The 15,196-nt window shown below is 72.8% G+C and carries 11 protein-coding genes; 8 read left to right on the forward strand and 3 right to left on the reverse strand.

Going from position 1 to position 15,196, the window contains the following annotated elements; translation table 11 throughout:
* The first annotated feature begins 28 nt into the window (after window positions 1–28).
* The 3 genes from cofD (at window position 29) to ACF1A5_RS18110 (ending at window position 3,475) form a co-directional block, all read left to right on the forward strand.
* Window positions 29–988 carry a 2-phospho-L-lactate transferase gene (cofD, locus tag ACF1A5_RS18100; RefSeq protein ID WP_392193839.1) on the forward strand — a complete coding sequence of 320 codons (960 nt, stop codon included), beginning with the start codon at window positions 29–31 and terminating at the stop codon, window positions 986–988.
* The gene (locus ACF1A5_RS18105; RefSeq protein WP_392193840.1) at window positions 985–2,322 is read left to right on the forward strand and encodes a coenzyme F420-0:L-glutamate ligase; all 1,338 of its coding nucleotides are present in this window, start codon (window positions 985–987) and stop codon (window positions 2,320–2,322) included. The genes cofD and ACF1A5_RS18105 overlap by 4 nt, the downstream gene beginning before the upstream one ends.
* A gap of 115 nt (window positions 2,323–2,437) precedes the next feature.
* Entirely contained in the window at window positions 2,438–3,475 is a 1,038-nt protein-coding gene (locus tag ACF1A5_RS18110) for a DNA-3-methyladenine glycosylase family protein (RefSeq protein ID WP_392193841.1), read from the forward strand.
* Between the two features lie 74 nt (window positions 3,476–3,549).
* Here ACF1A5_RS18110 and ACF1A5_RS18115 read toward each other — a convergent pair whose 3' ends face one another.
* Window positions 3,550–4,632 carry a sugar phosphate nucleotidyltransferase gene (locus tag ACF1A5_RS18115; RefSeq protein WP_392193842.1) on the reverse strand — a complete coding sequence of 361 codons (1,083 nt, stop codon included), beginning with the start codon at window positions 4,630–4,632 and terminating at the stop codon, window positions 3,550–3,552.
* A gap of 104 nt (window positions 4,633–4,736) precedes the next feature.
* On the reverse strand, window positions 4,737–6,095 hold the full coding sequence (locus ACF1A5_RS18120; RefSeq protein WP_392193843.1) for a peptidoglycan recognition protein: 1,359 nt from the start codon (window positions 6,093–6,095) through the stop codon (window positions 4,737–4,739).
* 111 nt (window positions 6,096–6,206) lie between these two features.
* On the opposite strand from ACF1A5_RS18120, the gene ACF1A5_RS18125 reads away from it, so the two are divergent.
* The 4 genes from ACF1A5_RS18125 to ACF1A5_RS18140 all read left to right on the forward strand — a co-directional run bounded on the left by ACF1A5_RS18125 (window position 6,207) and on the right by ACF1A5_RS18140 (window position 12,419).
* Complete coding sequence (locus ACF1A5_RS18125) at window positions 6,207–6,962, forward strand: TIGR03089 family protein (RefSeq protein WP_392193844.1); 756 nt, start codon at window positions 6,207–6,209, stop codon at window positions 6,960–6,962.
* A 399-nt stretch (window positions 6,963–7,361) separates the two neighbouring features.
* Window positions 7,362–8,657 (forward strand): LCP family protein, encoded by a 1,296-nt coding sequence (locus ACF1A5_RS18130; protein WP_392193845.1) that lies wholly within the window; start codon window positions 7,362–7,364, stop codon window positions 8,655–8,657.
* 227 nt (window positions 8,658–8,884) lie between these two features.
* The gene (locus ACF1A5_RS18135) at window positions 8,885–10,672 is read left to right on the forward strand and encodes an LCP family protein (RefSeq protein ID WP_392193846.1); all 1,788 of its coding nucleotides are present in this window, start codon (window positions 8,885–8,887) and stop codon (window positions 10,670–10,672) included.
* A 76-nt stretch (window positions 10,673–10,748) separates the two neighbouring features.
* Window positions 10,749–12,419 (forward strand): LCP family protein, encoded by a 1,671-nt coding sequence (locus ACF1A5_RS18140; protein WP_392193847.1) that lies wholly within the window; start codon window positions 10,749–10,751, stop codon window positions 12,417–12,419.
* A gap of 93 nt (window positions 12,420–12,512) precedes the next feature.
* Here the strand turns inward: ACF1A5_RS18140 and ACF1A5_RS18145 are convergent, their stop codons facing one another.
* Window positions 12,513–13,544: a glycosyltransferase family 2 protein gene (locus ACF1A5_RS18145; protein ID WP_392193848.1), complete on the reverse strand. Its 1,032-nt coding sequence runs from the start codon at window positions 13,542–13,544 to the stop codon at window positions 12,513–12,515.
* A 127-nt stretch (window positions 13,545–13,671) separates the two neighbouring features.
* Here ACF1A5_RS18145 and ACF1A5_RS18150 point away from each other — a divergent pair, with 127 nt between their 5' ends.
* Window positions 13,672–15,162 carry an LCP family protein gene (locus ACF1A5_RS18150; RefSeq protein ID WP_392193849.1) on the forward strand — a complete coding sequence of 497 codons (1,491 nt, stop codon included), beginning with the start codon at window positions 13,672–13,674 and terminating at the stop codon, window positions 15,160–15,162.
* Window positions 15,163–15,196: the final 34 nt, after the last annotated feature.

The raw sequence follows: 15,196 nt of genomic DNA on the forward strand, positions 1-15,196 counted from the left end.
TGTCCTACCCGCCTGCAAGACTTGCCCCATGCGCATTGTGGTTCTGGCAGGCGGCATCGGTGGTGCCCGGTTCCTGCGCGGTCTGAAGCGGGCCGTGCCGGACGCGGACGTCACGGTCATCGGCAACACCGGCGACGACATCCACCTCTTCGGGCTGAAGGTCTGCCCGGACCTGGACACGGTGATGTACACGCTCGGTGACGGCATCAACGAGGAGCAGGGCTGGGGGCGGGCCGACGAGACGTTCCACCTCAAGGAGGAGCTCGCGGCGTACGGCGTGGGGCCGGAGTGGTTCGGGCTCGGCGACCGGGACTTCGCCACGCACATCGTGCGCACCCAGATGATGAGCGCCGGCTACCCGCTGAGCGCGGTGACCGAGGCGCTGTGCGACCGGTGGAAGCCGGGGGTGCGGCTGATCCCGATGACCGACGACCGCGTCGAGACCCATGTGGCCGTGGAGCTCGACGGGGAGCGCAAGGCGATCCACTTCCAGGAGTACTGGGTGCGGCTGCGGGCCTCCGTGCCGGCCGAGGCGGTCGTACCGGTCGGCGCCGAGCAGGCCAAGCCGGCGCCGGGCGTGCTCGAGGCGATCGCCGAGGCGGACGTCATCCTCTTCCCGCCGTCCAACCCCGTCGTCTCGATCGGCACGATCCTGGCCGTCCCCGGCGTCCGCGAGGCGATCGCCGACGCCGGGGTGCCGGTGATCGGCCTGTCCCCCATCGTCGGGGACGCGCCCGTGCGGGGGATGGCCGACAAGGTGCTCGCGGCCGTCGGCGTGGAGTCCACGGCCGCCGCGGTGGCCGAGCACTACGGCTCGGGCCTGCTGGACGGCTGGCTCGTCGACACGGTGGACGCGGCCGCGGTGGAGCGGGTCGAGGCGGACGGGATCCGCTGCCGGGCGGTGCCGTTGATGATGACCGACGTGGACGCGGCGGCCGGGATGGCGCGCGAGGCGCTGGCGCTGGCGGAGGAGGTGCGGGGAGCGTGAGCGGCACGCCGCCGGCGGCGGACCCTGGTGCCGGGGCCGCGCCCGGGTACCGGGTCTGGGCGGTCGCCGGGCTGCCCGAGGTGCGCGAGGGCGACGATCTCGCCAAGCTGATCGCCGACGCGGAGCCGGGGCTGGCCGACGGAGACGTGCTGCTGGTCACCTCGAAGATCGTGTCCAAGGCGGAGGGACGGCTCGTCGAGGCGGCCGACCGGGAGGCCGCGATCGACGCCGAGACCGTACGCGTCGTCGCCCGGCGCGGGCCGCTGCGGATCGTCGAGAACCGCCAAGGGCTCGTCATGGCGGCGGCCGGCGTCGACGCCTCCAACACCCGCCCCGGCACGGTGCTGTTGCTGCCCGAGGACCCGGACGGGTCCGCGCGGGCGCTGCGGGAGGGGCTGCGGGACGCCCTCGGCGTCACCGTCGGGGTGATCGTCACCGACACCTTCGGACGGCCCTGGCGCGCGGGGCTCACGGACGTCGCCATCGGCGCCGCCGGGGTCCGTGTGCTCGACGACCTGCGCGGCGGCACGGACGCCCACGGCAACCCGCTCAGCGCCACCGTCGTCGCCACCGCCGACGAACTGGCCGCCGCCGGCGACCTGGTCAAGGGCAAGGCCGCCGGGCTGCCCGTCGCCGTCGTGCGCGGACTGCCGCACCTCGTGGCCGACGACGGCGGACCGGGCGCGCGGGCCCTGGTGCGCGAGGCACGCGACGACATGTTCCGGCTCGGCACCTCCGAGGCGGTGCGGGAGGCGGTGACCGGGCGCCGGACCGTACGGTCCTTCACCGACGAGCCCGTGGACCCCGGCGCGGTACGGCGCGCGGTGGCCGCGGCGGTGACCGCGCCCGCCCCGCACCACACCACTCCGTGGCGGTTCGTGCTGCTGGAGTCGGCCGGGTCGCGGACGCGGCTGCTGGACGCGATGCGGGACGCCTGGCTCGCGGACCTGCGGCGGGACGGCAAGAGCGAGGAGTCGATCGCCCGGCGCGTCCGGCGCGGGGACGTCCTGCGCAACGCGCCGTACCTGGTGGTGCCGTGCCTCGTCATGGACGGCTCGCACACCTACGGCGACGCGCGGCGGGACGGTGCCGAGCGGGAGATGTTCGTGGTGGCGGCCGGCGCCGGGGTGCAGAACTTCCTGGTCGCGCTGGCCGGGGAGCGCCTGGGCTCGGCATGGGTGTCGTCGACGATGTTCTGCCGCGACGTGGTGCGCGAGGTGCTGGACCTTCCGGCCGGGTGGGACCCGATGGGGGCGGTCGCGGTCGGGCATCCGGCGGAGCAGCCGAGGCCGCGGCCGGAGCGGGAGGCCGGGGCGTTCATCGAGGTGCGGTGACGCCCCGCCCGTCTCCGCTCCGCCCGCGACCGCTGCCCGGGACCGCTGCCCGCCGCTCTCCGCGTGCGACCCCCTAAGCTCGTAGAGCATCTTCGGCTTCCTCGGGACCTCATTCGTGTCAGGACGTTTCACTCCCCGGCCGACGCGTACGACCGTGCGCGGCGGGCATGTCGCCGTGCCCTCCCCGGCCGCCGCACCCGGCGCGCCGGGTGCCTCCGGCGGGGCGTCCCGGCCCGCCGCGGTGCCGGGGCAGGTGCGGACGTGGACCCCGGAGGAGCGGCTCGACCTGGGGCTGGTGCTCGGGCCGCTGCGGCGCGGGGCAAGTGATCCGACGTTCCGGGCGATGCCGGACGGATCGGTGTGGCGGACCAGCCGGACACCGCTGGGTCCGGGCACGCTGCGGGTCTCGACGCGGGGCGGTCGGGTGCGCGGCGAGGCCTGGGGGCCCGGCGCCGAGTGGCTGCTGGAGCAGTTGCCGGAGCTGCTCGGGGCGGCCGACGACCCGTCGGAGTTCGCGCCCCGCCACCGGTTGCTGGCGCTGACCCGGCACCGCAGGCCCGGATTGCGGCTGACGCGGACCGGGCTGGTGCTGGAGTCGTTGATCCCGTCGATCCTGGAGCAGAAGGTCACCACCGCCGAGGCCTACGAGGGCTGGCGGCTGCTCGTGCGCCGGTTCGGGGAGCCGGCGCCCGGGCCCGCGCCGGCGCGGATGCACGTGATGCCGGCGCCGCGGGCGTGGGCGCTGATTCCCTCCTGGGAGTGGCACCGGGCCAACGTCGACAACAAGCGGGCGTCGACGATCCTGCGGGCCGTGCGGGTCGCCGCGCGGCTGGAGGAGGCGGTGCGAATGCCTCCGGCGGCGGCGCAGCGACGGCTGGAGCTGGTGCCCGGGATCGGGCCGTGGACGTCGGCGGAGACCGTGCAGCGCAGTCACGGGGCGCCGGACGCGGTGACCGTCGGGGACCTGCATCTGCCGGGGATCGTCGGGTGGGCGCTGGCCGGGGACCGGGACGCGGACGACGCGGCGATGCTCGCGCTGCTCGAGCCGTACGCGGGGCAGCGGCACCGGGCGGCCCGGCTGATCCTGCTCAGCGGCCGGGTCCCGCCGCGGCGCGCGCCGCGGATGCCGAAGGGCGACATCAGGGGGCTGTGAGCCGGGCGCTCAGCGCCCCGGGCCTGCCGTCGCCACGCCCCCGACCCACCTCGCCGGTCCGATCACTGGTCCGCTCACTGGTCCGACGAGAAGCGCACCGCCCCCGCCGGGATCCTGGCGTCGCACCAGACACGTACGCCCTCCTGCAGTTCGTTGTCCGCGCCGATCACCGCGCCGTCGCCGATGACCGTGCCGGTGAGGACGGAGCGTTCGCCGACGCGGGCGCGGCTGCCGACGAGCGAGTCGGTGACGACGGCGCCCGGCTCGATGACGGCTCCGGGCAGGATCGCGCTGCCGGACACCCGCGCGCCCTCGGCGACGAAGGCGCCCTCGCCCACCACCGTGCCGCCGGTGAGCTTGGCGTCGGGCGCGACGACCGCCGTCGGCAGGACCAGCCGGTCACCGCAGCGGCCGGGGACGGCCGGGGACGGGGCGCGGCCGAGGACCAGGTCCGCCGAGCCGCGCACGAAGGCCGCCGGGGTCCCGAGGTCGAGCCAGTAGGTGGAGTCCACCATGCCCTGGAGGTGCGCCCCGGCGGACAGCAGGTCGGGGAAGGTCTCGCGCTCCACCGACACCGGCCTGCCCTGTGGGATGGTGTCGATGACCGAGCGGCGGAAGACGTACGCCCCCGCGTTGATCTGGTCGGTGACGATCTCCTCGGGGGTCTGCGGCTTCTCCAGGAAGGCGAGGACGCGTCCCGTGGCGTCGGTGGGGACCAGCCCGTAGGCCCTCGGGTCGGTCACCTTCGTCAGGTGCAGGGAGACGTCCGCGCCGGTCTCCTCGTGGGTGCGCACCAGCGCCCCGATGTCGAGGCCGGTCAGGATGTCGCCGTTGAAGACGAGCACCGGCTCGTGCGGGCCGGAGCGCAGGCGCGAGGCGACGTTGCGGATCGCGCCGCCGGTGCCGAGCGGCTCCTCCTCGGTGACGTACTCCAGGTGGAGCCCCAGCGAGGAGCCGTCGCCGAAGTACGGTTCGAAGACCTCCGCCAGGTAGGACGTGGCGAGCACGATGTGGTCGACGCCCGCCGCTCTCGCCCGCGCCAGCTGGTGCGTGAGGAACGGCACCCCGGCGGCCGGGACCATGGGTTTCGGGGTGTGCACCGTGAGCGGGCGCAGCCGGGTTCCCTTGCCGCCGACCAGGAGGATCGCTTCTGTCACCTGTCGTCTCTGCTTCCTGCCGGGACCGGCCGATCGGTGCTTCGGCCGGTCAGTGTATGCAGACCGTTCTCCGACGCCTTGTACGGCCGTACGGTGTCCCCGCCTCAGCGTCCCTGGTAGCCCGCCGCGGCCGCGCGGGCCGAACCGAGCTTTCCGTAGAGCAGCTTTCCGGGGCAGTCGGTGGCGAAGCCGTCCCGGTGGCCGGAGATCACGTTCAAACGCACGTTCTTACCTTTTGCGTAGAGATTCCCACCACCGGACGTGAGATATGTCTTGGCGAGCGGATTCATCCCGTAGAGGCCGAGCTTCCATGCGGCCAGCCGGGCGATGGCCGTCACCGTCGCCGCGGGCGGATTGGACTTGCTGAAGGTGCCGATGACGGCGACCCCCATGCTGTCGGTGTTGAACCCCACGGTGTGGGCGCCCCTGACCGCCTTGGCGACGCCGCCGGCCCGCCCCTCGTAGATGGTTCCGCACTTGTCGACGAGGAAGTTGTAGCCGATGTCCCGCCAGCCCATGCTCTTGACGTGGTACCGGTAGATACCGCGGATGACCGACGGGCTCTGCGCGCAGGTGTAGTTGTTGCCCGAGGCAGTGTGGTGGACGAAGGTCGCCTTGACCTTGCTGGTGTACACGAAACCCTGTTCGCGCAGTGACTCGTCCGCCCCCCAGCCGCGGCGGGTGGTGATGCTCGGCCGCGGCCCGATGTACGGCTGCGCACGCTGACGGCCCGTCAGCTCGTCACCGCGCAGGGCGAACAGCTCGCGCTCGGTCTCCGCGCGGTCGAGTGCCGGGATCGTGGTGGCGCCGAGCGGGGCGAGTTCGGCGTTGGCCGCCGACGCGGCGGCCGCCTCCGCGCCCAGCCCGCCGCCGGACGGCGTGTCCGTGGGAGGGCCCTGCGGCGGGGACTCCGCGTCCGGGTCGACGAGTTCCAGGCGCAGGCCGGAGGGGAGCGGAACGGGCTGGGCGCCCCGGTCGCCGGCGTCCGCGCTGACGCGCACGTCGACGCCGTCGGAGTCGCCCACCCACAGGGGGGCGGTGGCGCCGCGCACCCGGCCGGAGGCGCGCTCGTCGGTGTCGGGGTCGGCTCCGTGGTCGGCGTTGTGGGCTTCGATGTCCTGCCAGCCGGACCAGGTGCCGGTGGCGGCGGCACGGGTGCGCACCTGGACGCTGCCGTGCAGTTCGGTCTCCGCGTTGTCCCAGACGACGCCGACCATCGAGAAGTGCCGTACGTCGGCGCGGTACAGGCCCTGGAGGGGGGCTCGGCCGAGCACGCGGGCGGGGGTGAGGGGGACCAGGGGCAGGGACAGGGTGCTGCCGGGGACGGCCGGGCCGACGGAGGCCGGCCGCGCGGACGCGGGGGCCGCCGGGAGGGCGAGGGGGAGGGCGAGGGCTGTCGCGCAGGAGATACCGATCGAGGAGGCAAGGATTCCGTATCGACGCATGCCCCTGATCTTGGACATAGTCACACATATATGTCCATTGGGAAGTTGACGGGCCGTCTACTGCCGTTGCGCCGAACCGGTGGCCCCGTCACGCCGTGCGCGGATGCGGTCCCGCGTACGCTTGCGCGGATGAACGCCACCGAACGCACCCCCGCCGACCTGCTGCGTTCCGCGCTCGCCGCGGACCCAGGACGCCCCCTGGTGACCTTCTACGACGATGCCACGGGGGAACGTGTAGAACTGTCCGTGGCCACCTTCGCCAATTGGGTGGCCAAGACGGCGAACCTGCTCCAGGGCGACCTGACCGCCGGACCGGGCGACCGGGTCGCGCTGCTGCTGCCGGCGCACTGGCAGACGGCCGTGTGGCTGCTGGCGTGCGCCTCGGTGGGTGCGGTCGCGGACATGGACGGGGATCCGGCGGCGGCCGACGTGGTGGTGAGCGGGCCCGGCACGCTGGACGCCGGGCGGGCCTGCTCCGGGGAGCGGGTCGCGCTGGCGCTGCGACCGCTGGGCGGGCGGTTCCCGCAGCCGCCGGAGGGCTTCCTCGACTACGCGGTCGAGGTGCCGGGACAGGGAGACCGGTTCGCGCCCTTCGTGCCGGTGGACCCGGAGGGGCCGGCGCTGATCGTGGCCGGGGCGGAGTACACGGCGGCGGAGGTCGTGGAGCAGGCGCGGGCGGACGCTCCGGCGCTGGACCTGACGGGTCCGGGGTCCCGGCTGCTGTCCGGGCTGCCGTACGACACCTGGCAGGGACTGAGCGCGGGCCTCTACGCACCGCTGGCCGCCGGCGGCTCCGTGGTGCTGTGCCGCAACCTCGACCGGCTGCCCGAGGACGCCCTGGCCCAGCGCATCGAAAGCGAACGGGTCACGGCTACGGCCCGGTGACATCGGAGGCGGCCCCACCCGGCTGCGCGAGAGCGCGCCCACCGGCGCAGCGGGCCGCCGGCCGCCCGGGCGGGTCGGCACCGCCCAAGCCACGGGGCGCCACCCACCCGCGCGAGCGCGACAACGCCTGCTCGGAGGCGGTGATCCCACCCGGCCGCACAGCGGGCCGCTCCGCGCCCGGGCGGGGTGACACCAGCCGCCCGCAGGGGTCGGCACGAACCTCCCGCGGAGTTGCCGCCCACCCCGCACACGACCCGTCGGCGCACACGAAAGTGCCGCCGCGCGCCGCGTCCCCCTCACCCGTTCGGCGCAGCAGTACCCGGCCCCGGTGGCCGGGGCGGGGCATCGTCGTAGCAGGCAGGACGGCACGCTCCTACGGCACCGGGGGTGGACTCAGACGTGACCCGCAGCGCAGGCACGCCAGGTGGGCCGCCGGAGGACCGGGCCGGGGCCGGGGGGCCGGTGGGGCTCATACCCGGGCGCCCGCGGCGGTGGGTGCGGTACGGCGCCCTCGGGGCGGCCGTCCTCGTCGTGGTGGCCGCCGGCGTGGGGTGGGGGGTGTACACCCGGCTCAACGGCAACATCACCGCGGACGAGGCCGCCGCGGCCGAGCTGCGGCGGTACGAGAAGGAGCGGCCGAGCGCCCTGGTGAAGGACGCGCAGAACATCCTGCTCATCGGGTCGGACACGCGCGCGGGGGGCGGCAACGCCCGGTACGGGCGGGACTCGGGGACCGAACGGTCCGACACCACGATCCTGCTGCACCTGGCCGCCGACCGGCACACCGCCACCGCCGTGTCGCTGCCCCGCGACCTGATGGTGCGGGTGCCCAGCTGCCACCGCCCCGACGGCAGCCCGTCCGCTCCGATGTACACGGCGTTGAACACCGCCTTCGCGGTGGGCGGTTCGGCCTGCACGATCCGTACCGTCGAGAAGCTGACAGGCATCCGGATCGACCACCACGTCGTGATCGACTTCAGCGCGTTCAAGGAGATGGTCGACGCGGTCGACGGCGTCGAGGTGTGCCTGACCGAGCCCATAGACGACAAGGCCGCCAGGGTGCGGCTGCCCGCGGGCCGGGTGACGCTCGACGGCGAGCAGGCGCTCGGCTATGTCCGTGCCCGCAAGTCGCTCGGCGACGGCAGCGACACCGAGCGGATGGAGCGGCAGCAGCGTTTCCTCGGCGCCCTCGTCAACACGGTGTGGAGCAACGACGTGCTGCTGAACCCGGCGAAGCTGTATCCGGTGCTGGACGCGGCCACCTCGTCGCTGACCACCGACCCGGGCCTGGCGAGCCTGCGCGGCCTGTACGACCTGGTGCGCGGCCTTCGCAAGATCCCCACCGAACGGGTCCAGTTCCTGACGGTCCCGCGGGAGTCGTACGTCTACGACGCCAACCGCGACCAACTCGTGGAACCGGACGCCGAAAAGCTGTTCGCGCGACTGCGCCGGGACGCACCGGTGGAGGTCGTGAAGGAAAACACTTCGGATTCCGGCGCAAAAAGCCGCAATCCGGCTGCCGCGGATTCACGTTCCTCACGGGAAAGCGATCCATTTACGCAGTCGCCCGACTACGCCGCGTACATTTCGGTGGGGAGATCCGACGACGACGTGCGCGCCGCCCCGCCCTGGCTCACACCTTCTCCCGCGCCCACGTTCCGCGGCACCACCGCCGCGGAGAACTCCTGTGGGTAAAGCCACGGCCAAAGCCGAACTTTTGTCCAAGGAAATGGGCGGATTGCCCGGTTGTAAGGCTCTGCAATTTGTCACCGACGTCGCTCTGAGCCGAACCGGCCGGATAGTGTGAGCGATCCGGTGCACCAGGCCGCGAGGTCCTTCCTGGGGTCGTGCACTGAGTGAACAGACCTGAGCGCCTTGTAGGGGGAAGGCGCCGCGTGGCCCCGACGGAGGATCGGACAACCGTGGACGCGCAAGGCCGTGGGCGGGCGGACAATATCGATCCCGCAGACCAGTGGGTGCTCAATCCGAACACCGGCGAATACGAATTGCGACTGACCCCTTCCGCTGCGCAACCGGCGGTTCCGGGCCCGCGGAGAGCCGGCTCCCGTCAGAAGGGCGGCGCGGCGCGCGGCCGGAGCGCGGCGGCGCCGGCCCGCCAGCGCGCCGAGGCCCCGGGCCGCCAGGCGCCCGGCCGCGACGCCCCGGGTCGGGATGCCCCGGGCCGCGAGGTGCCGAACCCGCGTCGCCGGCGTCCCGTGCCGGAGGAGCCGCTGCCGGGGCGGCGCGGACGCCGGCCGGCGAAGAAGTCGAAGGCGAAGAAGGCCCTGCTGTGGACCGGCGGCTCGATGGCCTTCGTGCTGGTGGCCGGCTCGGTGGGCGCCTATCTGTACATCAAGCACCTCAACGACAACATCACCTCCGTCTCCGACGACGGCGCGAGCACCGGTGGCTTCCAGAAGGACAGGGCGATCAACGTCCTGCTGATCGGCACCGACAAGCGCACCGGCAAGGGCAACGGAAGCTACGGCGACAAGGGCAGCGTCGGGCACGCCGACACCAGCATCCTGCTGCACGTCTCCAAGGACCGCTCCAACGCGACCGCGCTGAGCATCCCCCGCGACCTGATCGTCAACGTCCCGGACTGCCCGACGCGGCAGCCCGACGGCTCCACCAAGGTCATCCCGGGCACCGACAACGTGCGCTTCAACACGAGCCTCGGCCAGGACGGCCGTACGCCGAGCTGCACCATGCGCACGGTCACCGCGCTGACCGGGATCAAGCCGGACGACTTCATGGTCGCCGACTTCAACGCGATCAAGACGCTGACGACGGCCGTCGGCGGTGTCGACGTGTGCCTGGGCAAGGACATCAACGACAAGGACTCGCACCTCAATCTGAAGAAGGGCATGCAGCACATCCAGGGCGAGACGGCGCTCGCCTTCGTGCGCACCCGGCACGCGGTCGGCTTCGGCGGCGACCTGAGCCGCATCCAGCTCCAGCAGCAGTTCCTCAGCGCGCTGATGCGGAAGCTGAAGGACAACTCCACGCTCACCAGCCCGACGAAGATGGTCGACGTCGCGGAGGCGGCCACCAAGGCGCTGACCGTCGACTCGAAGATCGACAGCATCGGCAAGCTCAAGGACCTCGGCCTGGAGCTGGGCAAGCTCAACCCCAAGAACCTGACCTTCACCACGGTTCCGGTGATAGACAACCCGGCCGAGAAGGTGCACGCGACGGTGGTCCTCAAGGAGCCGTCGGCCCCGCAGGTCTTCCAGATGGTCCGCAACGACGTCTCCTTCACGGAGGTCAAGCAGCAGAAGAAGAAGGAGAAGGCGGCCGAGGCCGCCCGTCTGAAGGGCCCTCAGTCGGACGCCTCCGAGGTGCGGGTGCGGATCATGAACGGCGGGGCCGTCGCCGGCAGCGCACAGGAAACTCTTACCTGGTTGCAGGTGAATGAGGGGGTGCAGAAATCCGAGAACGCCGGCAACGCACCGCAGCCCCTGAGCAGGACCACACTCGAGTACGCCCCCGACCAGGCCGCCCAGGCACGTAAACTCGCCGCGATCATGGGACTTTCAGGGTCGGCGCTGAAGCCGGGCGAGAGCGTGACCAACTCCCAGGGCCTGCCCGCGATGACGCTGACTCTCGGCAAGGACTTCCAGGGTGCGGGGATTCCGCTCACGACTCCGACGAAGGCGCCGGAGGACGTCCAGAAGTCCACAGCGGACAAGGTTCAGTGCGCCAAGTGACCTGACGGGCCTGTCCTGCGTCTATCAGGGCGCGGGGCAGGCCCGTCGGCGGCGCAAGGGTGGGGAGGCAGGGGACATGACGCAGAGCAGTGTGCGCGGGGAGGGGACGCGGTCGAACGTCCGGCGTGCGCGTGGTCTGGACTGGGCGGACGGCCCGCCGCGGGAGGACGCGGCGGAACCGGACGGCGGCGGCTCCGGCAGAGGCGGGGACCGGCGGCACGGCCACCGGGGCGGCGGCAAGCGCCGCGTACTGCGCTGGTCCGCAACGACACTGGCGCTGCTGATACTTGGCACGGCAGCCGCCGGATACCTCTACTACGAGCACCTCAACGGCAACATCCGCAAGGGCCAGCGCAGCAGCGGCGACGCCAAGGCGCAGCGGTCCGAGCCGAACGCGGCCGGCCAGACGCCCCTGAACATCCTGCTGGTCGGTTCCGACAGCCGTGCCTCCGACGAGAACGTGAAGCTGGGCGGCAGCCGGGAGAACCGCAACAACCCGCCGCTGGGCGACGTGCAGATGCTGATCCACCTGTCCGCGGACCGCAAGAGCGCCGCCGTGGTGAGCATCCCCCGCGACACGCGGGTCACCATCCCCAAGTGCACCGACCCCGACACCGGCCGGGTCTATGCCCAGACCACCGACATCATCAACGTGTCGCTGGCCCGTGGCGGCGCCGGCTGCACGCTCGCCACCTGGGAGAACCTCACCGGTGTCTACATCGACCACTGGATGACGATCGACTTCGCGGGCGTGGTGAAGATGGCGGACGCCATCGGCGGCGTCGAGGTCTGCGTGAACCAGAACGTGTGGGACCACCCGCTGCCCGGCGTGCCCGGCGGCTCCGGCCTGAAGATGACGGCCGGTGCGCACAAGGTCAAGGGCGAGCAGGCGCTGCAGTGGCTGCGCACCCGGCACGCGTGGGGCAGTGACCTCCTGCGCGCCCGGGCCCAGCACATGTACATGAACTCGATGATCCGCACACTGAAGGGCCAGGACGTCTTCACCGGCACCGGCCGGCTGATGGACCTGGCGGAGGCGGCCACCAAGTCGCTGAAGGTCTCCGAGGAGATCGGCACGGTCAAGAAGCTGTACGGCCTGGGCATGCAACTGAAGACGGTCCCGACGGACCGCATCACCATGACGACGATGCCCAACGTCGCCGACCCGCAGAACGGCGACCACGTCGTACCGGACGGCACGAACGCCGAGAAGGTGTGGAGGATGCTCCGCGACGACGTGCCCTTCGACGACAAGGGCAGGGCCTCCGGCGCGAAGGACGCGAAGAAGAAGGCGGCGGACGACGCGGAGGCGGCCAAGGCCCCGTCGGTCCCGGCCGACCGGCTCGGCGTGGTGGTGCAGAACGCCACCCGGACCGCCACCGAGGCCCCGGTGAGCGGCCGGGCGAGCGCGATCAGCGGGGTGCTCGCGCAGAAGGGCTTCGGCCGGGCGACCGCCGACGGCTCGGCGGCGCTGTCCGCGGACGAGACGGTGGTGCGCTACCCGAGCGCGGACATGGAGGGCGACGCCCAGAGCGTCGCCAAGGCGCTGGGTCTTCCCATGAGTTCGGTGAGGAAGTCGACCGACGTGTCGGGCGTCACGGTCGTCGTGGGCGCCGACTGGCGCACGGGCACGGCGTACCCGAAGCAGTCCGCGCCGAAGGCCGGCGACCTCCCCGGCAACTCCGACGCCCTCAACGGCGCGGACTCCGGCAAGTGCATGGACGTGTACGCGCCCTACCGCTGGTAGCGGCCGTAGACGTGGCAAAGGGCCCCTCTCCGGCGACGGAAGGGGCCCTTTCGCGCAGGTCGTGCGGGCGCGTACCGGCTCGGTGCGCGGCGGTCAGTCGGCGGCGGCGAGGACCGCCGGGCGCCGGGAGGCGATGACCTTCCGCGCCAGCGCACGGGGGCTGGTGAGGAAGCCCCAGCCCCACGACAGGTGCATGGTGGCCAGGGCGACCGGGATCCGCAGCCGGGCCTTGGGCGGCAGCCCCCGGCCCGCGGGCACGGACCCGGCGAGGATCGCCGCCAGATAGCCGCCGGGGACCACCAAGCCCCAGGGGGTCAGCGCCGCGCCGACCACGATCCCGGCCGCGATCGCGCACAGCGCGGTCGGCGGGGCGAGGTAGCGCAGGTTGATGGAACCCTCGTGGTAGCGGGCGACGACGTGCCGCCAGCGGCCGTAGTCCTTGTACTGCTTGGCGAGGGCCCGCACGCTCGGGCGGGGCCGGTAGGAGACCCTGAGCTCCGGCGAGAACCAGATCAGGCCGCCCGCCTCCCGGATGCGGAAGTTCAGCTCCCAGTCCTGGGCGCGGATGAACTCCTCGTTGTAGCCGCCCTGCTGCTCCAGCGCCTCGCGCCGGAAGACACCCAGGTAGACGGTCTCGGCCGGACCGGCCTGCCCGCCGGTGTGGAAGGCGGCGTTGCCGACCCCGATCTTCGAGGTCATCGCGGCGGCGACCGCGTGCTCCCAGTCGTTCTCGCCCTCGGCGTGCATGAGGCCGCCGACGTTCTGCGCGCCGGTCTCCTCCAGGAGCCGTACGGCCGTGGCGATGTAGTTCGGCGAGAGCATGCCGTGGCCGTCGACGCGCACCACGATCGGGTGGCGGGAGGCCTTGATCGCGGCGTTGAGCGCGGCGGGGGTGCGGCCGGTCGGGTTGGGGACCGTGTGTACGCGCGGGTCCTCCCGGACGAGTGCGGCGGCGATCTCGTCCGTGCGGTCCGCGGACGGGCCGAGGGCGATCACCACCTCCATCTCGCCGTCGTACTCCTGCGCGAGGATCGCTTCGACGGCTCCGCGCAGATGCCGCTCCTCGTTGAGGACGGGCATGATCACAGACACGGCGGGGAGCCGCACGTCGGGCTTGGCGTTCATAGGGGGCTCACGTTACCGCGAACGGGGGACAGCGGTGCGCGCGCCGGGGTCGCCGCACCGGGCTGCAGATCGTATGGGCCTACGGTGCTCACGGTGCCCACCCACGCCGTAAGCGGAGGTGTCCCCCATGTCCACCACTTCGCCCCGGCCTCCCGCGCCGCCGCGGCAGCGGCCGAGGCAGTCCCCCGTCCCCTCACGTCCGTCCGGCCCGCCGTACGCGCCCGTACGGCGGAGAAGGCCGCGGTGGGCCATGCGAGCGGTGACAACGCTGTCGGTGGTGGTGCTCGCCTCCGCAGGTATCGGTCACGCGGTCGTCTCCAGCCTGGACGCGGACATCGCCCGGGTCGACCCCTTCAAGGACATGAAGAACCGCCCGGAGCCGGGCCACGGCATGAACGTGCTGCTGGTCGGAACCGACGGCCGGGACCGGATCAGCGCGCAGGAGCGGCGCAAGTACCGGCTGGGCGGGGAGTCCTGCCACTGCACCGACACCATGATGATCGTGCACCTGTCGGAGGACCGGGAGCGGGCCAGCGTGGTCAGCCTGCCACGGGACTCCTTCGCCGAGATCCCCGCGCACGTCGACCAGAACACCGGCAGGCGGCACGGGCCGCACCCGGTGAAGCTGAACGCGGCGTACGCGGAGGGCGGGCCGAACCTCACCGTGCGCACGGTGGAGGAGATGACCCGGCTGAAGATCGACCACTACCTGGAGGTCGACTTCACCACCTTCATGCGGACCGTGGACGTCCTGGGCGGGGTGCGGATGTGCACCGCCGAACCGCTGAAGGACACCTACACGGGCCTGGACCTGGCCGCGGGCACACACACGCTCGACGGCGGCCAGGCGCTGCAGTACGTCCGCTCCCGGCACGTCGACGGCGCCAGCGACCTGGGCCGGATGAAGCGCCAGCAGCTCTTCCTGGCCGCGCTGATCGAGCGGGCGACCTCCTCCCGGGTGCTGCTCAATCCGATGAGGTTCCGGGACGTGACCCGCGCGGTGCTCGGCTCGGTGCGCGCGGACAAGGGCTTCCACACGGACGAGCTGCTCGACCTCGGGCGGGCGATGCGGACCTTCTCCCCCTCCTCGTCGGAGTTCACGACCGTCCCGCTCGCGCAGACCGCGTACTCCGTGAAGGGCCTCGGCTCGACGGTGAAGTGGGACCAGGCTGGAGCCGACCGGCTCTTCCGGGCGCTGCGCGAGGACCGCCCGCTGGCGGCGCACCGGCCCCGGCAGCCGAACCGGCCGGTGACCGTGGAGGTCGCCCCGCGGAAGATCCGCGTCCAGGTGGAGAACGGAACCCGCACCATGGGGCTCGGCAGGCGGGTGGACGCCGCGCTGGCGGCGGCCGGGTTCCGTGCGACGGGGGCGCCGGTGGACGCCAAGGAGCGGGCGGTGAAGCGGACCGTGGTGCTCTACGACCCGCGCTGGGACCGCTCGGCGAGGTCGATCGCCGCCGCACTGCCGGGCAGCGAGCTGCGGCCGGTACCCGGGCAGGGCGCCATGCTCAAGGTGATCGCGGGTGCCGACTTCCGCCAGGTGCGCAGGGTGCGGGTCGAGGACCCGGTCAAGGCGGCCGCCGCGGTGGTGACGGGCGACGAGGTCGTCTGCCGCTGACCGGGCAGGGCCTGGGCTGGTGGGTCCTGGGTCG

This window comes from Streptomyces sp. NPDC014864 (assembly GCF_043081525.1).
Lineage (GTDB): Bacteria > Actinomycetota > Actinomycetes > Streptomycetales > Streptomycetaceae > Streptomyces.